Raw genomic sequence first — 24548 nt, 5'->3', positions numbered from 1 at the left:
GAAACGATAGTTTGCTGCGCTAACGATAATTTAGAGTTTTTCTAGTTAAAGTTATGAGAAAAAACGAGCGAACCAGTTTTTTCCTTTCTTCTTTTCCTTTTCTCTAATGATTCCCATCATATTTTCTTTTACTGCTCCTACATAATCGGCATCATCATGTTGAATATGATTAATGAGCCATTTAGCCAAAATTTCTTGTAATTCGGCTTCAATGGTATGACCCATTTCAAAACGTTCACGATATAGCTCAATTTTTTTAATAAATAAGTCATGTACACGTTTATGAGGTACTCTATATTTATAATCGGCTTCTTCTTGTAAACTTTCTTCAAAAGTAAAATGAGACTGCGTATAATCGATAATATTATCTAAAACATCTTTAATACGACGTCTATCTTCATCATCTTTTACATCATCAATCTGATTAATATAATCAAGTATTCGTTTATGTTGCTCATCAATAACTTCAATACCGGTATTATATTCTAAAGCCCATTTCATTTTCATACACCACCCCCAATGATGTTCAATGACTGTTGCATAAATCGCATTTTATAGTTAAAGGGGATAAATAAAAACAAACCTATTTTGTCGGCTTTATATAATAAAAATAAATTAAAACCCAAAGTATTGATTTACATAAAATTAATTAATATTAACCAACTAAAACGATAAAGTATTTTTTAATCAAAATACTTTATCGCTAAGTAAATAAAAATATATGTTTTTAAAAGAATTATATTTATTTTAGTTAAAATTAATATTGATCTGCACGAGTAATACGCTTAAGTTCCGGATTTTTCTCTTCACGTATTAATCTTTCAACATGTGTTATTGCTTTTTTTATAGGCATTCCATTTTGGAATAAAATCATTTCACCCGGTTGATAAGCTGTCCAGTTTTCATTATGGGTTAAAGGCTCAGTGGTAATGACTGCCACTCGATCTTCTGGAGTAGTCACTTGACTAAAATCAACTTCAACATCTAAATCAATTAAATGTGCATTGTTAAATGGATATTCTCGGACTAACCAATGCAATTTAGTAATTGCATAACTAAATAAAGCTTTACCATTAGATAAACAGAAATTAAAGGTGCCATATTCTGCAATTTGCGGAGAAATCTTTTCTAATACTTCAAATATTTGCTCAAGACTTGGCTCTTCATAACCAAATACTTCTACCAGTTGGTCTAATAAATAACAAAATGCTCTTTCACTATCTGTATTACCTACAGGTGTAAAACGTCCGCTCAAAGGTGGATCAAAATCATGTAAATCGCCATTATGAGCAAAAATCCAATGACGTCCCCATAATTCCCGAATAAATGGATGCGAATTTTCCAGTGTAATTTTACCTTGGGTCGCCTTACGAATATGCGCAATCACATTGCGTGATTTGATGGGATAATTACGAATAAGGTCGGCAATTGGTGATTCAACCGCAGACTGGTTATCTACAAATAAGCGGCATGCCTTGTCTTCAAAAAAAGCGATACCAAAGCCATCACTATGGTCAGAGGTAATTCCTGCGCGCTGTGAAAAACCACGGAAAGAAAAAGTGATATCCGTTGGTGTTGCACAATTCATTCCTAATAGCTGGCACATATTGTTCTAAACTTTTCGCTTCATTACCCCATACGCACTATTGTGCATGAGAGTAAAATAGCTTGTAAATCCCAATATGCGCTCGCTATTACAAAATATAAGATATCTTTATCGTTGAGCCATTTTGTTCATTACAAATGAAGTAGCAATTTTATTCACTTCTAAGAATACAAAGTAATCCAGGCAATTAAATTTATCATCGAAAAAAGCTTCTTTAGACAGTTTAGATTGCATGCTTAAATACATTTGGAACAGTTTCGGCATGCGCTCATCTTGAGGAAAACTAAACTCTGGATATTCAGGTTCATAAATCTTTTTAGAACGAATATCAATCGTTTTACTTTCTGGTAATTGCTGAATCTGACGATGCGTATAATACGCTCTAGCCAAATTATCCTGAAGGTGAATACTCACACAGCCCATCAAGTATTTAGCACGCATTGACCACAACACTTTAGGTGCAAGGTTCATCCAAAGCGTAGAAAGTGCCTTACCATTACGAAAGCGCGGATGCACACAGGTACGCCCTATTTCCAATACGTTTGGCAAGTGTGATAACTGAGGAACAATATCAAACTCATGGGCACTATAGCTTTGTCCAATTTCATGGCCTTGGAAGAGTTTAAGTCGTGTATAAGCCACAATCTCTCCCGTCCATTTCTCACGTAATACTGCATGCTCACAACTAAAATCGTAAATATCTTGATCTAAATTATCTTCAAAATGAATGCCAAATTGTTTACTAAACTGTTGTGCACGGAACCGTTGTACATCTTGTAATTCTTTTAAATTATCAACCCATTCAAAGCGAAACTGTGTTTGATTAGTAGTCTTATGACGATTTAGAGGTAAAGTCCAGGTTTGGCGATATTGATTAAATTTTTCCAGCATAATGAACGCTCCTAGTGACACCCCTTACACTAGTCAAAGCTCATGACAAAAAAATGACCAAAATTAAATGACATAAAAAAAGACCACTTAGCGTGATCTTTTCATAAAAATACTCACTTTAGTGAGAAGCATTTGTACGATTAGAAATAAGCGTACCCACACCGTGATCTGTAAAAATCTCAAGTAATGTCGCGTGTGGTACACGGCCATCTACAATATGAGCACTGACAACACCGCCTTTGACTGCATCAAGCGCGCAACCGACTTTAGGAATCATTCCACCATAAATCACGCCGGTTTCAATTAAACGGTCAACTTCTTGGGTGCTTAAACCTGTTAACAGATTTTTGTTTTCATCAAGCACACCAGTAATATTAGTCAACAGAATTAATTTTTCCGCACCTAATGCCTCCGCAACTTTACCAGCAACTAAGTCAGCATTAATGTTGTAGGTATTACCTTTTTCATCAACACCTAATGGTGCGATAACCGGAATAAAATCACTTTGAGTAAACATCTCTAATACATCTGTTTTTACCCCAGTAACTTCACCCACCATACCTAAGTCAATATGTCTGATCGAACCGTCTTCTTCTTGTTTTTCCATTAATAATTTACGGGCACGTAATAGATTGCCATCTTGACCAGTTAAACCAATCGCACGTCCACCATGCTTATTAATTAAATTAACAATCGATTTATTTACGCTACCGCCCAATACCATTTCGACCACTTCCATAGTGGCTTCATCGGTCACACGCATACCGTCAATACGATCAGACTCACGACCTAATTGTTTTAGGAAAGAGTCAACTTGTGGGCCACCACCATGCACAACAATCGGGTTTAAACCGACTGTTTTAAGTAAAACGATATCTCGGGCAAATGAACTTTCCAACTCTGGATCAGTCATCGCATTACCACCGTATTTCACCACCAGCGTCTTACCGGAAAAACGTTGAATATATGGCAAAGCTTCAATTAAGATTTTTGCTTTGTCGACGCCAAGGTGCTGATGTTGTGGCATTGCGCCTCTCCTTACTTAGGCTTCAGAAAGTTCTTGTGCAATTTGCGGGTAACGCTCTTGCAACATATCAATAAATTTTTGCTGGATTTCCTTTAAACGTAAAGGACTATCAGCATCAAATCTTACGGTAAAATACTCACCTGTATTTGATGCTCGAATAATGCCAAAACCATCCTCAAAATCAAGACGTACACCATCAATTTTACTAATATGTGCGCCTAGACGATGGCTCAAAATTTCAATGTCTTGTAGTACATGTTTAGGGTCTGAATGGTGAGTACTGATGTAAGTATCCTCGGTACAGCATCTTTCAGGATAAATAGAAAATAACTCAGAAATAGTTTTTGCTTTAGATTGGGTAAAATATTCCATTACACGCAGTGCAGCATATATTCCATCGTCATATCCAAAACCGCGTCCGTCATTAAACACATAATGACCCGCGTATTCACCACCAAAAATGGCTTGCCCTTTAGACTTGGATAAATATGAACGAAGGAAGCTACTTCCAGTACGAATCATTTTCGGTTTACCGCGTAGTTGCTCTACAGTTCTTTGAACCATAAGCGAACATTTCACATCAAATACAATTTCTTTATCTGGTTGCTGTTCTAGGCACATTTGTGCAAAGAGTGATAAAAGACGATCCGCTGTCAGAATATTTGCTTTTTCATCGAGTAATACGACACGATCGCCATCACCATCAAGCGCAATACCAATATCTGCATCCTGCTCAATAATCGTTTTACGCAGTTCTTTTAAATGCGCAGCATGTGAAGGGTCTGGCGCATGGTCAGGAAACTCGCCATTTGGGGTAGTACGTAAAGCAAGGACTTCACATCCCATTTTTTCAAGTACCAGTTTCGCACAATGTCCTGCCGAACCATGTAAACCATCTAATACGATTTTTAATGGGCGTCTGAGTTGAATATCGTTAAAAAGAGCCTGTTGGTATTTTTTGCAAAATTCTGATTTAAATTGAGGAGTTAATAATTCTAATAATGATATTGGATGAACAGGAACATAAGTTTGCGCAAACTCACCGACTTGCTGAATCATTTCTGGGGATGGGGGTTCCCCTTTTAATATCCATTTAATACCATTATCTGATTTAGGATTATGGCTAGCGGTTACCATAATACCATTGCCGCCAAACTCACGTGCAATGTAATACATCATCGGGGTCGAGCAACAACCAATATTTGTAACTGTTAAACCCTGCTCTATTAACATCTCTTCAATTAAATGAGCGTAAGATGGACTTGTGAGACGGGCATCATAGCCAATTACTAATTGAGTTTGTGCTGCTTGTTTATATTGTTGTGCCAATCCATAGGCAATTGAACGGACGACGTCTGTAGTTAAATAAGAAAGTTTGCCTCTGATATCGTAAGCACGGAAAATATTTTTTGGAAATGAGTGTCTTACATTCATAACGTATCTTCTATTTAAAGATCAATCTGATCTATCGCAAAAACATAGAGTATTCAAAATTTGAAAGGGTATTTGCTAAAAAAGTTAAAAGAGTATGAGTAAAGCGTTTTGTAATATAATTCATTGTAACATTCAAGACATAAAAAGAAACACCTGTAAAACAGGCGTTTCTTTCAATAATTTTTTATAAGCTAATTATTGTTTACCCGTGTGACCAAAGCCGCCCGCACCGCGTAAAGTTTCTTCAAATTCCTCTACTTGCTCAAACTCAGCCTGAACCACTGGAACTAAAACATACTGTGCTAAACGCTCACCCGGTTCTAAACGGAAAGTCGTTTGACCACGATTCCAAACTGAAACCATCAATTCACCTTGATAATCCGAGTCAATTAATCCAACCAAGTTACCAAGAACAATACCGTGTTTATGACCTAAACCTGAACGCGGTAAAATTAAACCAGCAAAATTCACATCATGAATATAAATTGCCATACCTGTTTTAACCAATACAGTTTGGCCTGGTTCAATTTCAATTGCTTCATCTAAACAGGCACGTAAATCTAGACCTGCTGACCCTGCTGTTGCATATGAAGGTAAAGGCCATTCTTTACCTAAACGCGGATCGAGCAATTTAACTTGAACTTTCATGAGATTTCCTAAAAATTAAAAAATTAACGCTTTAATAAAGCTTTTAAATTTGCCAAATATTGTTGAGCCTGTTCTTTAGGGTCAACATTTGCTGCAATTTTCTTTTTACGCCCTAACCATTCGAGCTCGTCTTGCGGAAGCTCATCAAGAAAACGGCTTGGGGTCATTTGTTTCATTTGACCACCATTTTTACGCTGTTCTGCCAAAGTTAAAGTTAAGCCTTGACGTGCACGGGTAATACCCACGTACATAAGACGGCGTTCTTCTTCAATGGTTTCAGCTGCAATCGAGTTTTTATGCGGTAAAAGCTCTTCTTCAAGTCCCATAATGTACACATATGGGAACTCCAAACCTTTTGCTGCATGCAAAGTAAGTAGGTTTACTTTGTCAGTGTCCTCTTCTTCTTGCTGCTGTTCTAACAAATCGAGCAAGACCAGTTTTCGAATAACACTTTCAATGTTCTTTTCATCAACATCTTCTGCACGATTAATCAGATTTTGAATACTGGTAAATAAATTCTCGATGTTATCGAGTTTACTTTTCTCTTGAGCAGGCGTTGCAGACTGTTCACGAATATAATCGATATAACCCGCTTCATTCATCATTTGACGAACTTTAGGCACAGGCTCATCATCTTCTAGCAACTCACGCGTAAATGTCGCAATAAAGTCGGCAAACTCATGCAATTGAGTTTCTGCTTTTTTAGGAAGAACCATGCTTAAGCGTTGGTCAGAAGATGCACCAAGTAAAGATAAATTATTTTCTTGAGAGAATAAGCCCAACTTCTCAAGAGTAACTGGGCCAATCGCACGTTTAGGCGTATTAATAATACGCAAGAAAGCACTGTCATCTTCAGGGTTAATAATAAGACGTAAGTAGCTCATCACATCTTTAATTTCTGCACGAGCGAAGAACGAGGTACCGCCAGAGAGTTTATAAGGAATTTGCATTTGGCGAAGCTGGGTTTCTAATACACGTGCTTGAAAGTTACCACGGTACAATACAGCGTAATCTTTCCAGTTCTTACCGTTCATCAGCTTATGAGTCAGTAAGTCTTTGACTACGCGTTCAGCTTCATCGTCATCATTACGGCAGGTAATAATTCTGATGACCTCACCATGGCCTTTATCACTCCACAATTTCTTATCAAAAATATGCGGGTTATTCTGAATAACGCAGTTCGCAGCTTTCAAAATACGGCTGGTCGAGCGGTAATTTTGCTCAAGCTTAATAATATGTAAATTTGGGAAATCCTGTTTAAGCAAAGCCATGTTTTCAGGCTTCGCTCCACGCCATGCGTAAATCGATTGGTCGTCATCACCTACCGCGGTGAACTGTCCCATTACACCAACCAACAGTTTCACTAAAATATATTGCGCGGTGTTGGTATCTTGATATTCATCGACCAATAAATAACGAACGCGGTTTTGCCACTTGTCACGTACTTCTGCATTTTCTTGCAGTAAGCGGGTTGGCATAACAATCAGGTCATCAAAATCGACAGCATTGTAGGCACGTAAATTACGTTCATAAAGTTGATAAAGATGCGCAAACTGCACATCTTCAGGAGTTTCACACGTCGAATGTGCTTGTTCAGGTAAAATCAGATCATTTTTCCAATCTGAAATTTTCTTCATTGCTTTAGCAATTAATTCTTTGCTTTCTGCACCAGACAAATTATCGCGATGCATCAAATCCATCAAAATACGTTTACAGTCATCTGCATCCAAAATCGAAAAATTAGCTTTTAAAGGTAAATTTTTAAGTTCTAAACGTAAAAGATTTAAGCCAAACGTATGGAAAGTCGAAACAGATAAGCCTTTTGCTTCTTCACGTGATAAAAGCTTGGTTACACGCTCTTTCATTTCACGTGCGGCTTTATTGGTAAATGTCATCGCTGTAATACGATGCGCAGGAATACGACAATGCTGCACCAAATAGGCAATTTTACGGGTAATTACCGATGTTTTACCTGAACCAGCGCCAGCAAGCACCAATAAAGGGCCTTGAGTATATTTCATGGCTTCTTCTTGCTTGTCGTTCAATTGACTGGCAGCTGACATCGTGTATTACCTCTTAATTTTTCGAGCATGATTATAGTCATCTCTTTTTTAGAATCCCAATAATAAATCTGCGGATATGTATAAATGATGTCTAATAATGCAATTTATGCGCCGTAGAATGTCGTGATTATTTCTTGTACTGCACCCATAAAAAAACCACCCGAAGGTGGTTTTCGAAACAATAAATTAAATCTTATTGTTTAGCATAAATGCTGATTTCTACGCGACGGTTTTGTTCACGACCAGAAGCAGTTGAGTTGTCTGCGATTGGGTTAGAAGAACCATAACCTTGTGCATCAATACGAGTAGAAGATACACCTTTACCAGCTAAATACATTTTAACTGATTGAGCACGTGCTTGAGATAATGGAATGTTGATAGAGTCATTACCAGTGTTATCTGTATAACCAGTAACTAAAATCGCACTCTTGTTATCTTCAGCTAATGTTTGAGCTACTTTATCCAAAGTTGCATAGAAGTTTGGTTTGATGTTTGATTTGTTTGTATCAAAAGTAATGCTACCTGGCATAATCAATTGAACAGAACCATCTGGGTTACGGCCTACTTCTACACCAGTACCCGCCATTTGCTCACGTAATTTTTTCTCTTTGTTATCAAGATATAAACCACCAGCTGCACCAAGAACTGCACCGATTGCCGCAGCACGGTTGTTTTGACGGCTAGAGTTTGCACTTGATTTAGAAATACCATAACCTGCTGCTGCGCCAATTAAAGTACCTAATGCGGCTTTATCGTATTCAATTCCACCTAGGTTGTTACCTGTTGTCTGACAACCAGATAATACTACTGCTGCCCCTACGACTGTTGAAATAACTAGTGCACGCATTGCATGCCTCCTCACTTTGTGTGTTTTGTTGTCTGGATGAATAATGAAACAAAAAGGAAGTATAAAACATTGATATTTTGTTAATAATAAACAGTTTAGTTATTTTTTTGTAATATTTTGATGCACTTTAAGATGCGCGCTCATCACAATTTCTTCATTGTTATCTAAGATATCGTTGTATTTCATTTCACGATAGTTATAGTTGAACAACTTTCCATGGATTTTAGATATTCGGGGTCATTTATATGTCAACTGCACCCAATAAGCAATCTGCGCTAAAAAAAATTACACGTGGACTCACTGTAGGTACAGTCATCACAGGTAGTACTTTTTTTCATGGACCACCTGTATTGGCTTTAGGTTTGACTAAGCTGTTAAAAAAATCGTCTAAAGTTGATGAAACCAATATTCAAATTACAAATAGTTGGCTTGGTGTAAATAACTGGCTCATTGATCATGTTTTACCTAATTTAAAATGGGATATTACAATCGATGAAGGTCTTGATTTGAGTATGCAAGGCCGTTATGTAATGACCTGTAATCATCAAAGTTGGGTTGATACGACAGTAAATCAGTATTTCGGTTTAACACGTATGCCCCTTACCCGTTTTTTTACCAAATGGGAACTCATCTTTATTCCGTTCGTTGGTCAAGCCTTTAAAATTTTAGGCTTTCCAATGATGAAGCGTCATACTAAAGAGCAAATTGCGAAAAACCCTGAGCTCAAAGACCGCGATATGATGGAAGCACGTAAAGCGTGCGAGCAACTCTTGAGCCAACCTTTTACGTTATTAAACTATTTAGAAGGTACACGTTTTACTCAAGAAAAACATGATCAACAAAATTCGCCATATAAACATTTGTTAAAACCTAAAGCAGGTGGTTTGGCGTTGGCTCTAAATATTTTGGGCGACAAAATTGATGCTTTGGTTGATATGACGATTGTCTACCCTGACGGTGTACCGGGCTATGGCGACTTCTGGTTAGGTGATGTTTCAAAAATTGCGGTAAATCTTCGTAAAATTGAAATACCAGCTTGGGTACTCGGTGGTAACTATGAAGATGACCCAGTTTATCGTGAACGTTTTCAACAATGGGTACACGAGCTTTGGACTGAAAAAGATCAACTTATCGAACAAATGAAAGCTCGATATACTACTTCAACTCATTAAAAGCATTTATAGCTATGCAAAACAGTTCCAGAAAACAAGCAAAATATTATCATATGGATCCAAACAGCATTTCATTTAAGCTGTTTTTGGTTTATGACATCTTTATGGTGTTTATTATTATTTTCAATCTGTTCTGTCTTGCAGCAAATTTCTTTTTAATGAGCAGTATTGGGGCATGGTTTTTTGAACATATCCACTTGCCCCAAGTACTCACCTTTTATAAAACCTACTTACATCCATGGGTAATTACAACAGAAGCTTGGTTTATTGGTTTTTTAATTACTGAATTTCTTGTCCGTTGGGGCATTTCTATTGTTTATAAACACCATAAACGTTGGTTCTTCTTCCCATTTATTCACTGGTATGAAATTTTAGCCATCATTCCTCAATTGCGTTTTTTACGTTTGTTTCGTGCTGGCATTATTGCCTATCGTTTATATGAATTAGGCTATCCTATTATTCCTGAAGGCTGGAGAAAAAACGGGCTATTTTATTATCGCGTCGTTATGGAAGAACTATCTGACCGTGTTGTTATTACAGTTATTGATGGCATTCGAAATGAGCTACAGACCAGCTCAACACATAAACAAATTATTCACGACTTGGTTAATCATCATCGTGAACAATTTACAATTACCCTGACCTCTATATTGCAAGAATCATTAGCGACTGCTTTAAAAGAACAAAAGCCAGCAATCACAAAAGGCGTTGGGCAGATTGTTGATCAGGCAATAGAGGATACGCCTGAGTTAACTCAATTATTACGCTTAATTCCTTTAGTGGGTGGTCGTATCGAACAGCAAATCCAAAGTATTGGACAACGGCTCGGTGAAAATATCAGTGCAGGTTTAATTGAACCTCTAGTTGAAGGATCAAAAGAGCACCCAAATGCAACTTATCAATTAATTTCAGAAAAAATAAGTAACGTGAATATTAATAACCGTGAGCTTGAGCAACTTGTAGAGTCTGTGGTGTTTGAAAGCCTAGAAGCAATTCGCAAACAAGTTAAGGTCAAACAGTGGCAACAAACCCTTGCGGAGCGTGATCGAATCAAAGAATAAGCATTTACTTAATTTTTTATGAAACACGCTAGAGAATTGGCACGATTTGTTCTAGCATTTGCTCTATTTACAATAAACTTAACGATATTACAGCTCGTTTTAACGCCTTGAAGGAAGACTTATGGCTGATATCCGGATTACCGGCAGAATGGTTAACTTTAGCAGGATAACCTTCGATACGAATGATCATGATGTGATCCGCCAGCAATTATCAAACATATTAAATGAAGGGTTCTATCAGGGAACTCTCGTTATTATAGATAGTACTGTTGAACAAGAGTTGATTGCTTTAATTCAGCTGTTAGTCAGCTTAGGTTTGCAACCAATGGCAGTTATTGATGGTATTTTGGGTGATGAAGCACGCGCTATTCAGTTCCCTGTATTACCAGCAGATCAGCCATTACAACGTATTAAAGCAACTGCCGAGCAAGTCGCAATTGTAGAGAAACCAGCACCTGCACAAGCCTCAGCAGAAACAAAAAAACCACTAAATAATAATGCAGTTGCCCATATTACCTCTTATCATGATGAAATTTTGCGTACAGGCCAATCTCTTGTACAAGACCAAGGCGATATTATTTTAAAAGCTGGCATGAATAGTGGATCTGAAGTGATTGCTTCAGGAAATATACATATTTATGGCACGGTTCGTGGTAGAGTCATTGCTGGTGCGGGTGGGCACGCTGCTGCACGTATTTTTTGCCAATCTTTAGAGGCTGAACTCGTTTCCATTGCTGGAACATATTGTGTCGCAGATGATATCCCTAAACATGTGGTAAAAAAGCCAGTACATATTTATTTAAATGAAAAGCAAGAGCTTGAATTTGAAGCTCTAGAACTTTAGTTTATTAAGCAAATCACCAAAAAACAGCCCTTTTAAGGGTGTATGTATGACCATAATAGGAGTGGATTCGGTGGCCAAAATTGTTGTCGTAACATCAGGCAAAGGTGGTGTAGGTAAAACTACAACGAGTGCATCTTTTGCAACAGGTTTAGCCCTTCGTGGTCATAAAACTGTTGTGATTGACTTTGATGTAGGCTTACGTAACCTTGATTTAATTATGGGGTGTGAGCGTCGTGTTGTTTATGATTTTGTCAATGTAATTAACAATGAAGCACGTCTGCAACAAGCCCTTATTCGCGATAAAGATATCGAAAACCTTTACATTTTACCGGCTTCACAAACCCGTGATAAAGATGCTTTGAGCGACGAAGGTGTTGCTCGTGTGATTGACGAACTTGCTCAAGAATTTGATTACATTATTTGTGACTCACCTGCTGGAATTGAGCGTGGTGCAATTTTAGCAATGTACCATGCAGATGAAGCAATCATTGTGACAAACCCTGAAATTTCTTCAGTACGTGACTCTGACCGCATCATCGGAATGTTAGACAGTAAAACTAAAAAAGTTGAACACAACGAAGGACGTATACGTAAGCATTTATGTATTACACGTTTTAACCCTGAACGTGCTGACCGTCAGGAAATGCTGACGATTGATGATATTTCTAAAGATATTTTACGCGTACCGACATTAGGTGTTATTCCTGAATGTCCAAGCGTATTACAAGCATCAAACGAAGGTAAACCAGTTATTCTGTATTCAGAAACTAAAGCTGGCCAAGCGTATGATGACTTGGTTGCTCGCTTTCTTGGCGAAGAACGCCCTTATCGACACATCACAGCTCAACCTAAAGGCTGGTTAGCACGACTATTTGGAGCGTAGATATGGCAGGATTCTGGAGTAAATTATTTAGCAGTGACGAAAAGCCATCAAGTGCTCAAACTGCTAAAGATCGTTTAAAAGTTATTGTTGCATCAGAACAAGGTTTAGGCCGTCGCTTAAGCCAAGACAAGATTGACCAAATGAAGAAAGAAATCATGCAGGTGGTGAGTCGTTATGTCAGCGGTGTAGGCGAACAGCATATCCAAATGCAAGTTCGTTCTGAAGCAAATATCGAAATGTTAGAAATGAATATCAATTTACCTGAAGAACGATAATTCTATTTCTGACTATTCAACACATCAGAATCAAGGCAAAATAACGCAAGTTATTTTGCCTTTTTTAAAATGAGGAGATTGTCATGGCATTATCACAGCCAGCAACTTTCAATGAAGAATGGTCCGATGAGCGTGTTTTTGCCTACCTCAACCAACTTCCTCCAAATGGTGTGAACGCAGATTTTCATGTGCTCTACCATGCTTTCAAACATATGCGTCCAAATGACTATGAACGTCTTTTGACTAAATTTGTTGCAGATGGACGAGATATCAATGCAACAGATCCTGAAGGTGAACGCATCCATGACGTGATTGCTAAGTTTCCTCGTCAATCAGCGCCGTTTTTAGAAGTTTTAGCAAAATTTGCTTAAGCTTTTTATTTGAATAAGACTGCATAATCTATCTTAGTAAAACTTAGTAGATAGATTATGTGGTTTATCCAAATATCTAAATTATTTACTTTTATAAAAAATAATCTTAAAGTCATCAGCACTATTTCATTCCAAATATAAATTCATGAATCCAGAACCTATTAATTTAAATCAAACACAATCTATCCAATCAAATCATATAGAAAATTTAAAAGTTATTAGCGTTAATAAGTTTATCTTTCTATCCTTTATTTCTTTTGGTCTATACCAAATTTGGTGGATATTTAAAGCATGGCGATTTTTTCTAATCAAAGATAAATTAAATATTATGCCTGCTGTTCGTGCAGTTTTTTCTATATTCTTTTTATATTCACTATTTAATCGCATAAAAAACTATGCAAAAGAACAAGGGTATATTAATGACTTCTCGTCAGGCTGGATGTATTTAGCATATCTAATTACAACTTTACTGGTTTACTTACCAGAGCCCTATTGGCTCATCTCTCTCTGCGACATTATATTTTTAATACCCGCATTTAAAGCACTGAACTATGCACAAAAACAAATAGTAACGACAATTGAGCAAGAGAAATTCAATACCTCTCAAATCATTTTAATTATTATAGGATCTATTATGTGGCTACTGATTTTTATCGGTTTTGTTATATCATTCCTATATAAGTGATCTAAAAGTTAGTAATTAAAAAAAGCCTCTTTAAGAGGCTTTTTTATTGTCTGGATTTACCGATTTCCAATGAGGAAAATACCAAATACAGTGAAAATACCACCTGAAATCCCATCAATCCATTTTGAAAAATTACGGTAAGCTACTCTGAAACTCGGTAACGAGAAAATAAATGTCACAAAGCAGAACCATAAAATCGTTTCAACCGACACAATAATAAAAAGCAACCAATGAACTTGATCAAGCTGAGGATTAGCTAAAAATAAAGAGAACACACTACCAAAATAAATCACAGCTTTAGGATTCGATAAATTGGTCAGCAATCCTTTCATAAAAAATAAGTAAGGTGCTTTAGGCAACTCAACCTCCGTAACCTCTTCCTGCTGATTTTTTGAAAATGCCGAACGTAACATTTGATAGCCTAACCAACATAGGTACAAACCACCTGCGATGAGTAACCCTTGCTTTAACCAGGCCATTTTCTCGAAAATAATATTTAAGCCCATCAGTGCTAAAGATGCCCAAAACATAACGCCTGCTGTTATTCCTGCTACAACCAGCATTGCTTCTTTACGAGATCGGCTTACCGCGGTCTGCGATACTAGAAAGAAATCAGGCCCTGGAGTAATAAGCGCACAAAAATGAATAAAAGCTAACGTAATTAACGCGACTAGCATGTTGTCCTCCTGATTTGTTTCATTGTTTTTTATTTAGAAGCACACATTAGCATTTTTTACTATTTGATAAAATCTCAAACTTTCAGTTCAGAGCTATTATTTTGAACTATAAAAAAAGCCTCCAAAGAGGCTTTATTTCAAGTAAAGATATTAAACTAAAATATCTCGCTTACCATTGGCACCCATAGCACTCACAATACCGTTCTCTTCCATTTGGTCGATAATACGGGCAGCACGGTTATAACCTAAGCTAAACTTACGCTGTAATGAAGATGTAGATGCCTTTCGAGTTTCGAGGACAAACGATACGCATTGATCATAAAGTGCATCACGGTCTGAAGCACCATCACCCTCTTCAAAGCCACGAGATGTAGGTTCTTCATCAAATGGCGTCAAGATCTCATCTACATAGTCAGGTTCACCGCGTTCACGCCATGCATCACAGATACGGTTCACTTCATCATCACTAATAAATGCGCCATGTACACGTTCTGGCTCAATCTTACCTGGCCCTAAGAACAGCATATCACCATGACCTAACAAGTCTTCTGCACCACCTGCATCCAAAATAGTACGTGAGTCAATTTTACTGTTTACACGTAAAGCTACACGCGTTGGAATATTGGCTTTAATCAAACCCGTAATAACATCTACAGATGGACGCTGAGTTGCAAGTAAAAGGTGAATACCGGCAGCACGAGATTTTTGCGCCAAACGTGTAATCATTTCTTCCGCTTTCTTGCCCACCTGCATGATCATGTCGGCAAACTCATCTGCCACAATTACAATTGATGGTAACGGCGTTAAACGAGGTGCACGCTCTTGTGTCGCTGAGTCACTTGGCTTCCATGTTGGATCAATCAAGTCTTCCCCATTTGCAATTGCTTCTTCAACTTTTCGGTTGTAGTCACTTAACTTACGAATTTTAAGGAAGGACATAAGCTTATAACGACGCTCCATTTCATTTACACACCAGTTTAATGCACTAACTGCATCTTTCATGTCAGTGACTACAGGCGTTAATAAATGCGGAATATCATTATAGTTTGCAAGTTCAAGCTGTTTTGGATCGATTAAAATTAAACGTAACTGGTCTGGCGTATATTTAAGTAACATCGATAAAATCATCGAGTTAACTGCAACAGATTTACCCGAACCTGTGGTACCCGCAACCAACATATGCGGTGCTTTTGCTAAATCGGTTAATACCGGATTACCCGAAATATCTTTACCCATTGCCATGCTAATCAGTGCGCTTGGATCTCGATATGTTGGTGTTTCCAATAGCTCGATCAAACGTACCATTTCACGGGCACTATTTGGTACTTCAATACCAATATATGGTTTACCCGGAATAACCTCTACAACACGTACTGAAGCCATAGACATTGAACGCGCCAAGTCACGGGAAATATTAGTCACTTTAGATGCTTTAACACCCGGTGCTAAATCTAATTCAAAACGCGTAACAACTGGACCTGGCTGAGCTTCAACCACCTGAGCCTTAACATTAAACTCTTGTAATTTAATCTCAAGCAATTCAGACAAACGAGAAAGCTGCTCTTCGGTAAAGTTAACTTTCTTATTTGGATCAACCTTATCAAGCAGTTCAAAGCCCGGTAATGTTGGTAAATCTAAGCGCTTCTTAGCTACCTGCATTGCACGAGACATTGGTCGACCAGATGCATCAGTTAATGGTGCATCAAAATCGAACTCATCTTCAAAATCGTCCTCAGGCTTTCCAGCAGTTTCTTGCCAAGCTTCAATAAACTCTTCTTTTGAAAGCTTCTCTGCACCAATCGCAGTTTGAATCGGTGCTTGTACGAATGCTGAAGATTGAGCATAACTACTTGCTTTGACTGGTTGAGTTGCTGGAGCAATATCTTCATCAATTAATAAGTCATCAAAATCATCAAACACCTGTTCATTTGATAAATTTTTAGGTGACTGGTTTAAATTCGATGGAGCTACAGATGTTTCAACTGATGCATGAGATGTTTGCGGCGTTACAACTGGTTCAACATGATGGTCTTGAATGAACGGTGTATGCACATCAGTGGCAGTTTTACTATTTGGAACTGCGGCAAGTAACTCGTCAAAAATCTCATCATCATTCCAATCTAAACTTTGATGAGTATTCGAGACTTGAGGCTGAGTTTGTTTAGCCTGATAAGCTACCTCTTGGAAATGCTCAGTACTTGCATGTTCATTAGAATCATCAGCTGCTCTTAATAAGGCGTCAATTTCTTGCTTATGACTTGCATCATCACGTTGCAAAGCGCGCCAAACTTCACCAGTAGCAACCAGACGCTCACTATCTTTTTTAAGCTGATGAGCTTGTTCAAGTGTATGTTCAAAGTTTTCTGGTTGAGGAGTTTGCTTTTCTTCCACAGCTTCAGGCTGACTTTGCTCTTTTGCTAAAACATCGGCAAATAAACGCTCTGCCACTTCATCGTGTCGTGTAGAGCTAACTTTTGTTTGTGTTTTTTCTGGTTGAATATTTAACTCTGCCTCATCAGCAACTTCGGCCTTAGGCATCTCTGCAACTTTTACCTTTGCTGTTTTATTTGCTGGCTGTGTAGTTAAATCATAAGCAGATTCATTTGGCGATACGTTCTTATAGAATAAGTCTTGTAAATAACTTGGCATCGCTTTGAGCGTAACCCAAGTTTTGCTCCACTGCACCCCAAATGCCAAAGTGAACAAAACCACCCCAAAAACCAATAAAAAGAGTGTCGCACCATAAATTGTTAGCACTTGAGATAAGCTCTGCCCCAATTCATAACCAATAATCCCACCTGCGGCATTATCTAAAGTATCTGCAGGTACATTCCAGTGTAAATAGAGTAAGCTCGACACAACAAGAATTAAGAAGAATTGAGCAGCATAACGAAATGGGCGGTTTAGAAAACTATGCGGCCACCAGACTTGAATGGCTTCAACAAACAAGAAAATTGGAATAAGCAAACTTGCCCAGCCTAAAAAGCCAAACAGCAAATCTGCAATCCATGCACCAGCAATACCACTTGCATTAGATACTTGCTGAGTATCACTTGAAATATGCATCCAGCCCGGATCAAATGGCGTATACGTTACTGTCGCCAGAAACATATAAATACCAAAAGAGACCAAGAATAATGTCATCAATAAGCGCTGTGCATAAACACTTGACACCGCAGTCATATACTGTCCTGTAACCCATTTAATTATTGGTTTAGAGATGTGAAGACCAACATTTCAGATCTTCAACGAATGAACTTTATATTATGCACCTGTTCTTACAAAAAAGGTGCATGATTCTTTACAGTTGTTGTTAACATAAGGCTCTTCTATATTGTTATATAACTTAATTCGATTGACCTGATCAATATTATCCACATCGATTTCACGCTATTGGTCGGCAATTTCACGTATAATTTTCAAAATTCTCGAAATAAATAAGGATACCCTCAATGAGTGCTCGTCATTCTCGGTTAATTATTCTCGGTTCAGGCCCTGCAGGTTATAGTGCGGCTGTCTATGCAGCACGTGCAAACCTCAAACCAACACTTATTGCTGGTTTACAGCTTGGTGGCCAACTTACAACAACAACCGAAGTTGATAACTGGCCGGGCGATCCTGAAGGTTTGACTGGTCCTGCTTTAATGGAACGTATGCAAGCGCATGCTGAACGCTTCGGTACCGAACTTGTCTATGACCATATTAACGAAGTGGACTTAAATGTACGTCCTTTCGTTCTTAAAGGTGATATGGAAGAGTACACTTGTGATGCATTAATTATTGCGACAGGTGCAACAGCTCAATACCTTGGTTTAGAGTCTGAACAAAAATTTATGGGCCAAGGCGTGAGTGCTTGTGCAACATGTGACGGTTTCTTCTATAAAAACCAAAAAGTAATGGTTGTTGGTGGTGGTAATACTGCTGTTGAAGAAGCGCTTTACCTATCAAATATTGCTTCACATGTAACTCTAGTACACCGTCGTGATTCTTTACGCTCTGAGAAGATTTTACAAGATCATTTATTTGCTAAAGAAAAAGAAGGCAAAATCAGCATCGTTTGGAATCATGAAGTTGAAGAGGTCTTGGGTGATAATACTGGCGTAACAAGTGTTCGCCTTAAATCAACCAAAGATGACACTAAGCAAGATGTAGAAGTTCATGGTCTATTCGTAGCAATTGGCCACAAACCAAATACAGGAATGTTTGATGGTCAATTAAACTTACGTGATGGCTACATCCAAGTACAAAGTGGTACTTCAGGTAATGCAACAGCAACTTCTGTAGCGGGTGTTTTCGCTGCTGGTGATGTTGCTGACAGTATCTACCGTCAAGCCATTACTTCAGCTGGTTCAGGCTGTATGGCAGCATTAGATGCAGAGAAATATCTAGACAACCTTTAAGTTTAGATATTTCAAACAGCCGTTTTATAACGGCTGTTTTTTTATCATTTATAATAATTACTGGCTGTCTCAAATTAATTTTTATAGCATAACCCTTAAGCACATATTATTTTAGTCTTATGAACACACTACCTCTATCTCAATATATTTTCCCAGATCCAGAGGAAGCCGATCCAGATGGTCATGGTCTAATTTGTATTGGTGCTGACCTCTCGCCTTCTACGCTCTATGAAGCATATACCCATGGTCTTTTCCCTTGGTTTAATGAAGATGAGCCTATTTGTTGGTGGAGCCCTCAACCACGCTGTGTGATTTATCCTCAAAACTATAAACCAAGTAAATCGCTCATTCGAAACATGAAAAAGCACGATTACACCATTACGGTAAATCGTGCTTTTGAACAAGTCATCCGCTCATGTTCACTACCTCGAAGCTATGCCAACGAAACTTGGATTAGCGAAGATATTATTCAGGGATATTGTGCAATGTTTGATGCAGGTTATGGCTATAGCGTAGAAGTTTGGCAAGACGAACAGCTGGTAGGTGGTTTATATGGGGTAACGATCGGAAAAGGTTGTTTTGGCGAGTCTATGTTTAGTACTCAAACCGATGTTTCTAAAATGGCTTTTTATACTTTAATGTTAATCGGTCAAGAAAATCAGCTTCCTTGGGTCGACTGCCAACTGGTAAATAGTCACTTAATTAGCCTTGGGGCTTGTACACTTTCTCGGCAGGAATATCTTAAATCGTTACAAGATGTAATTATTCACCCCTCTATCAATTGGAAAAAGTATCAAGAACGTGTATTTTCAAGTAAAACAATAGCATTAAATGCAAAATTAATGGAATGATAACAGGAGGGACCAATCATGAAATCATATCACCCGAAGTCCCTTTTAAATGATCTGCAATATTATATTACCCCACCTCACGATTGCAGCTATTTAGAAAATAAGTCAGCACGTATGGTCTTTTTAGACCCGATTCATCGCATCGATGTGGTGACTCTTTCAGAGCTTTCTCGTTTAGGTTTTCGCCGTAGTGGCGACTTTGTTTATCGTCCTGAATGTCACTTATGTAGACAATGTTTGTCTTGTCGTGTTCCAGTTGCCGACTTCCAAATGAACAGCATGCAAAAAAAAGCGTGGAAGCGAAATCAAGACCTTACTATGACTGTTCTGCCAACACGGCAAGCTGCGCAAATTCATTATGATTTATACGAACGTTACATTAACGAGCGCCATGCCGATGGCGATATGTTTCCACCAAGTTTAGATCAGTTTGAAAAATTCTTGGTTCATAGCTGTACAGATAGTTTCTTCTTGGAACTATGGAAAGATAATCGTCTTATTAGCGTTTCTACCTGTGATTTAATGGATGATGGATTATCTGCGGTCTATACATTTTTCGACCCAGATGAGCACCGCAGATCTTTAGGTGTTTATTCGATTTTGAATCAAATCGAATATGTAAAATCACTTGGCTTAGAATATCTTTATTTAGGCTATTGGGTACCTCACTCTGCCAAAATGAACTACAAATCGCAATATACACCTTTAGAACTTTTACTAGATGGGCAATGGCGCCGTTTAAATAGATCATTGTCACCAGAAGAGATCCAACAGTTAGGCACGTCTCTTATGACAACCTTACCTTCCGAATGGAACAACTTAATTATTAAATAGTTTTAATCTATTCTTATCAAATGCAAGCAGATAAGTGATTAAAATAATGATGCAAAATCATCAGTACAGGTTTTTACCATAATCACCGCATTTTCACGCCCACCTTCTTGAGTAGGATAATAATTGCGACGCAGATCAATTTGGTGAAAGCCTGTTTTTTCATATAAACCAATAGCTGCTTTATTACTTTCACGGACTTCTAAAAAGATTTGTACTGGCTCATTTTTTAATTGATCAATTGAAGCACTTAATAATTCATATCCTAAACCCTGCCCTTGCATTTTAGGATCAACTGCCATGAGTAATAAATTTGCTTCATCTAAAACGGGTTGTAAAATACAAAAACCAACAACCTTATTATTTAACTCAATCACTGTGCATTGATAAAAATTCAAAGATTCAATAAATTGCTGTCTTGACCATGGGTGTGTCTGAACAAGCTTTTCAATTTGAGCAACACTATCCACATCGGAGGCTTGCATAGTACGAATCATGAATTTCAACACATTTACAGATTTCTAGTTAAGCGTATTATAGAAACTTAAATAGAAAAAACGAGCAAAAAAAAGAGCAATTAAATTGCTCTTTTTCTATGTGATTTATTAGAAACCTAACTTTTCACGCCAAGTTGCCAATAAAGCCGTGGTATCCGAATCATTTGGATGAAATTTTGGTCTTAAAAAGTCCAACAATTCTGGAATTTGACGTGTCATAAAACCTTTACGACCATACATAAACTTAAGCATGTATTTGGTATCGTTCCAAGTTAACTTTTCATCAGTCTTGAGTAACTTAGCCGTAAAGTAAGATTGAGTTGCGAAGATTAAAGCCATGGCAATAATTAAAGCAGTTGAACGCATAAAATAAGCTTTCGGACCTTGCCCATACATGCTTGTATAAACATCAAAAGCTACCGCTTTATGTTCATTTTCTTCAACTGCATGCCACATCCACAAATGATACATGGTGTTATCTTGGAACATCGCCTGAATTTCAGGATTTTGTAGAAGTTCAGCGGCAATGGTCGAAGTAAAATGTTCTAGAGCACATGTTCCCGTCAAATCAATCATTTCTTTGGTGTAGCCAAAAGGTTTCATTAATTTGGTTACAACAGCCGTACCCATCTTAATGACTTTTCCAGTTTGCTTTTCCATATGACGAACATCATAACCATAAGCCTGCGCTGAAGCATTAAATGCTAAGTGCTCTTTCGAATGCATGGCTTCCTGACCAATAAAAGCGCTAATTTCTTTTTGAAGAGCTGGGTCAGCAAGTTTTGGATCATTTCGAACAGCACGCGTGCTATTTACAAAGAATTGTTCACCTTCAGGAAAAAGAGCCGATAATGCTGTCATAAAGTGAGTTAATCCTGCATCGTAATTTGCCCAATAGCGTGGAACTTGATCAAATTCAAAGTCCATACGACGTACAGGGAAGCTTGCTCCAGCACGATTAGAAATATTTACTTTAGCATTCATGTTAGACTCCTTTAAGTGAACCAAAAATTCACTTATATCCTTATTTATTTTCTTAATATTTATAATAATACGCTTTTAAAATCGCTATTTAAGTGCAGATGAGGACAGCGAATTATCAGATGAGGTCATTAAAAGCCCCTTCCTGAATCAAAATAAAACTCTATAATTTTAAAAATGAGTAGCACTTTTAAGACAACAAAAAAGGGCTATTCACAGCCCTTTTCACTTTATTTTTTGGTTAAAGTCCAAGTTTAGCTTTCCATGTTTTTAACAAGCTAACTGTATCTAAATCATTAGGATGAAAACCTGGTTTAAAATAAGCAAGCATTTCTTTCGCCATACCTGTAATAATACCTTTCGATGGGCTATAACCATATTTATAAATTACAGACAGCTCAGCTAAGTTTAATTTATTATCTTGTTTTAAAAGACGAAGTACAAACGATGACTGAATCAAAAAGATTAAAGTCATAGCAAATACTAAAGAGCTCGTACGTAAAGCATAAGCCTTTACACCTTTACCAAATACACCCTCGTATACATCAAAAGCTACAGCTTTATGCTCATTTTCTTCAACTGCATGCCAATACCACATAGTTGACATGGTTTCATCAGTCATCAGCTCTTGAATGTTCTTATTTACTAATAATTGTGAGGCGATAGTAGCTGTAAAATGCTCAAGTGCAGTAGTAGCAGTCAGATCCACCATTTCTTTTGTCATGCCAAAAGGTTTGACAATTTTTACAAAAGTTTTAATTGCTGTTTGAATCGCTGTATCAGTAAATTTCTCTAACGTTTCTACATCATGACCAAACTTTTGAGCAGAAGCATTAAAATTTACATGCTCTTGAGTGTGCATTGCTTCTTGCCCAATGAAAGCACTAATCTCTTTTTGTAGCAGTTCATCATCTTTAATAGCTGGATGATAACGTACAGCACGTACACTATCGATGAAGAATTTCTCACCAGCAGGAAACAATGCTGATAATGCAGTCATAAAATGTGTGAGTCCAGCAGAACCATTCATCCAATATTCTGGTACATCATTAAAGTCAAAATTCATACGACGTACTGGAAAGCTTGCTCCAGCACGATTCGTAATATTCACTTTAGCGTTCATATCGAAAGCTCCTTACCAGTAACCTAAGTTACATAAACTTTATTGTTCATTTTCTTGATTCTTATCATACAAATTTAATAAAAAGGCTTAAGTGCAAATAAGGACATTGAAGTATCAGTTAAGGCCAGCTTTAAATTGAATTGTCAAACAACAAGCATAAAAAAAGCGCTCCAAAAGGAGCGCTTTTTTCACTGAAAAGTGATTATGCAGTTACTTTCGCAACAACACCAGCACCTACAGTACGACCACCTTCACGGATCGCAAAACGTAGACCTGGGTCCATTGCGATTGGGTGGATTAATTCTACTGACATTTCAACGTTGTCACCTGGCATAACCATTTCAACGCCTTCTTTCAACTGGATTGCACCAGTTACGTCAGTTGTACGGAAGTAGAACTGTGGACGGTAACCATTTAAGAATGGAGTGTGACGACCACCTTCTTCTTTAGAAAGTACGTATACTTCTGCGTCGAATTTAGTGTGCGGCTTGATTGTACCTGGTTTAGCAAGTACTTGACCACGCTGTACGTCTTCACGCTTAGTACCACGAAGTAATACACCACAGTTCTCGCCTGCACGACCTTCGTCAAGAAGTTTACGGAACATTTCTACGCCAGTTACAGTTGTTTTAACTGTATCTTTAATACCAACGATCTCTACTTCTTCACCAACTTTAACAATACCTGATTCTACACGGCCTGTTACTACAGTACCACGACCAGAAATTGAGAATACGTCTTCGATCGGCATTAAGAATGCTTTGTCGATAGCACGTTCTGGTTCTGGGATGTAAGAGTCAAGAGCTGCTACAAGAGCAAGAACTGATTCTTCACCGTAAGGACCTGCTTCACCGTTAAGAGCAGCAAGAGCTGAACCACGGATTACTGGAGTGTCATCACCTGGGAAGTCATAAGTAGAAAGAAGTTCACGAACTTCCATTTCTACTAATTCAAGTAATTCTTCGTCATCAACAAGGTCGCATTTGTTTAAGAATACGATGATGTAAGGTACACCAACCTGACGAGAAAGAAGGATGTGTTCACGAGTTTGTGGCATTGGACCGTCAGTCGCAGCACATACAAGGATCGCGCCGTCCATCTGAGCAGCACCAGTGATCATGTTTTTAACGTAATCGGCGTGGCCCGGGCAGTCAACGTGTGCGTAGTGACGAATTGGAGAATCGTATTCTACGTGTGAAGTATTAATTGTAATACCACGTGCTTTTTCTTCAGGTGCTGAGTCGATTTGTGAGTAATCTTTCGCTTCACCGCCGTAAGTTTTTGCACAAATAGTTGCAATCGCAGCAGTTAAAGTTGTTTTACCATGGTCAACGTGACCGATTGTGCCCACGTTTACGTGTGGCTTATTACGTTCAAACTT

At 37.9% G+C, this 24548-nt stretch carries 24 protein-coding genes; 10 read left to right on the top strand and 14 right to left on the bottom strand.

Annotated features, from left to right (window positions below; all coding sequences use genetic code 11):
- Positions 1-51 precede the first annotated feature (51 nt).
- From ACLCEG_RS15170 to ACLCEG_RS15135, 8 genes are all read right to left on the bottom strand, one after another.
- Complete coding sequence (locus ACLCEG_RS15170) at positions 52-507, bottom strand: bacteriohemerythrin (RefSeq protein WP_004703295.1); 456 nt, start codon at positions 505-507, stop codon at positions 52-54.
- Positions 508-757: 250 nt separating this feature from the next.
- Positions 758-1606 (bottom strand): class II glutamine amidotransferase, encoded by an 849-nt coding sequence (locus ACLCEG_RS15165; RefSeq protein ID WP_019456827.1) that lies wholly within the window; start codon positions 1604-1606, stop codon positions 758-760.
- A 108-nt stretch (positions 1607-1714) separates the two neighbouring features.
- The gene (locus ACLCEG_RS15160) at positions 1715-2497 is read right to left on the bottom strand and encodes a GNAT family N-acetyltransferase (RefSeq protein WP_077170047.1); all 783 of its coding nucleotides are present in this window, start codon (positions 2495-2497) and stop codon (positions 1715-1717) included.
- A 118-nt stretch (positions 2498-2615) separates the two neighbouring features.
- Positions 2616-3524, bottom strand: a complete 909-nt coding sequence (gene argB, locus ACLCEG_RS15155) for an acetylglutamate kinase (protein WP_004703301.1) — start codon at positions 3522-3524, stop codon at positions 2616-2618.
- Between the two features lie 15 nt (positions 3525-3539).
- Complete coding sequence (locus ACLCEG_RS15150; protein WP_410568134.1) at positions 3540-4958, bottom strand: phosphomannomutase/phosphoglucomutase; 1419 nt, start codon at positions 4956-4958, stop codon at positions 3540-3542.
- Between the two features lie 195 nt (positions 4959-5153).
- Entirely contained in the window at positions 5154-5606 is a 453-nt protein-coding gene (dut, locus tag ACLCEG_RS15145; RefSeq protein WP_000868152.1) for a dUTP diphosphatase, read from the bottom strand.
- A 23-nt stretch (positions 5607-5629) separates the two neighbouring features.
- Complete coding sequence (locus ACLCEG_RS15140) at positions 5630-7669, bottom strand: UvrD-helicase domain-containing protein (protein ID WP_039254369.1); 2040 nt, start codon at positions 7667-7669, stop codon at positions 5630-5632.
- Positions 7670-7862: 193 nt separating this feature from the next.
- Positions 7863-8516, bottom strand: a complete 654-nt coding sequence (locus ACLCEG_RS15135; protein ID WP_004703310.1) for an OmpA family protein — start codon at positions 8514-8516, stop codon at positions 7863-7865.
- Between the two features lie 245 nt (positions 8517-8761).
- Here ACLCEG_RS15135 and ACLCEG_RS15130 point away from each other — a divergent pair, with 245 nt between their 5' ends.
- From ACLCEG_RS15130 to ACLCEG_RS15100, 7 genes are all read left to right on the top strand, one after another.
- The gene (locus ACLCEG_RS15130; RefSeq protein WP_019456831.1) at positions 8762-9688 is read left to right on the top strand and encodes an acyltransferase; all 927 of its coding nucleotides are present in this window, start codon (positions 8762-8764) and stop codon (positions 9686-9688) included.
- A 14-nt stretch (positions 9689-9702) separates the two neighbouring features.
- Positions 9703-10749, top strand: coding sequence for a hypothetical protein (locus ACLCEG_RS15125; RefSeq protein WP_100192767.1), 1047 nt, complete (start codon positions 9703-9705; stop codon positions 10747-10749).
- A 121-nt stretch (positions 10750-10870) separates the two neighbouring features.
- Positions 10871-11593 carry a septum site-determining protein MinC gene (minC, locus tag ACLCEG_RS15120; RefSeq protein WP_410568132.1) on the top strand — a complete coding sequence of 241 codons (723 nt, stop codon included), beginning with the start codon at positions 10871-10873 and terminating at the stop codon, positions 11591-11593.
- A 70-nt stretch (positions 11594-11663) separates the two neighbouring features.
- Positions 11664-12476 carry a septum site-determining protein MinD gene (minD, locus tag ACLCEG_RS15115; RefSeq protein ID WP_019456834.1) on the top strand — a complete coding sequence of 271 codons (813 nt, stop codon included), beginning with the start codon at positions 11664-11666 and terminating at the stop codon, positions 12474-12476.
- A gap of 2 nt (positions 12477-12478) precedes the next feature.
- Positions 12479-12751 (top strand): cell division topological specificity factor MinE, encoded by a 273-nt coding sequence (minE, locus tag ACLCEG_RS15110; RefSeq protein WP_003653273.1) that lies wholly within the window; start codon positions 12479-12481, stop codon positions 12749-12751.
- An 83-nt stretch (positions 12752-12834) separates the two neighbouring features.
- Positions 12835-13122: a PA4642 family protein gene (locus tag ACLCEG_RS15105; RefSeq protein ID WP_004703320.1), complete on the top strand. Its 288-nt coding sequence runs from the start codon at positions 12835-12837 to the stop codon at positions 13120-13122.
- A 145-nt stretch (positions 13123-13267) separates the two neighbouring features.
- Positions 13268-13807 (top strand): hypothetical protein, encoded by a 540-nt coding sequence (locus ACLCEG_RS15100; RefSeq protein WP_410568130.1) that lies wholly within the window; start codon positions 13268-13270, stop codon positions 13805-13807.
- 56 nt (positions 13808-13863) lie between these two features.
- On the opposite strand, the gene rhtC is transcribed toward ACLCEG_RS15100, so the two are convergent.
- Positions 13864-14484, bottom strand: coding sequence for a threonine export protein RhtC (gene rhtC, locus ACLCEG_RS15095; protein ID WP_004703321.1), 621 nt, complete (start codon positions 14482-14484; stop codon positions 13864-13866).
- Positions 14485-14634: 150 nt separating this feature from the next.
- Complete coding sequence (locus ACLCEG_RS15090) at positions 14635-17667, bottom strand: DNA translocase FtsK (protein ID WP_410568128.1); 3033 nt, start codon at positions 17665-17667, stop codon at positions 14635-14637.
- Between the two features lie 269 nt (positions 17668-17936).
- Between ACLCEG_RS15090 and trxB the strand changes: the two genes are divergently transcribed.
- From trxB to ACLCEG_RS15075, 3 genes are all read left to right on the top strand, one after another.
- Entirely contained in the window at positions 17937-18884 is a 948-nt protein-coding gene (gene trxB, locus ACLCEG_RS15085; protein WP_004703323.1) for a thioredoxin-disulfide reductase, read from the top strand.
- A 119-nt stretch (positions 18885-19003) separates the two neighbouring features.
- Positions 19004-19735, top strand: a complete 732-nt coding sequence (gene aat / locus ACLCEG_RS15080; protein WP_191105597.1) for a leucyl/phenylalanyl-tRNA--protein transferase — start codon at positions 19004-19006, stop codon at positions 19733-19735.
- An 18-nt stretch (positions 19736-19753) separates the two neighbouring features.
- Entirely contained in the window at positions 19754-20569 is an 816-nt protein-coding gene (locus ACLCEG_RS15075) for an arginyltransferase (protein WP_004703325.1), read from the top strand.
- A 38-nt stretch (positions 20570-20607) separates the two neighbouring features.
- Here the strand turns inward: ACLCEG_RS15075 and rimI are convergent, their stop codons facing one another.
- From rimI to tuf, 4 genes are all read right to left on the bottom strand, one after another.
- On the bottom strand, positions 20608-21063 hold the full coding sequence (gene rimI, locus ACLCEG_RS15070; protein WP_191105598.1) for a ribosomal protein S18-alanine N-acetyltransferase: 456 nt from the start codon (positions 21061-21063) through the stop codon (positions 20608-20610).
- Between the two features lie 108 nt (positions 21064-21171).
- Complete coding sequence (locus ACLCEG_RS15065; protein ID WP_191105599.1) at positions 21172-22047, bottom strand: metal-dependent hydrolase; 876 nt, start codon at positions 22045-22047, stop codon at positions 21172-21174.
- Positions 22048-22285: 238 nt separating this feature from the next.
- On the bottom strand, positions 22286-23167 hold the full coding sequence (locus ACLCEG_RS15060) for a metal-dependent hydrolase (protein WP_004703331.1): 882 nt from the start codon (positions 23165-23167) through the stop codon (positions 22286-22288).
- A 202-nt stretch (positions 23168-23369) separates the two neighbouring features.
- Positions 23370-24548: elongation factor Tu (tuf, locus tag ACLCEG_RS15055; RefSeq protein ID WP_019456510.1), on the bottom strand; the 1179-nt coding region annotated here is incomplete at its 5' end.

Origin of the sequence: Acinetobacter sp. H1(2024) (assembly GCF_046557555.1) — a bacterium.
Taxonomy (GTDB): domain Bacteria; phylum Pseudomonadota; class Gammaproteobacteria; order Pseudomonadales; family Moraxellaceae; genus Acinetobacter; species Acinetobacter seifertii.
This window is presented reverse-complemented; position numbering and strand designations above follow the sequence as displayed.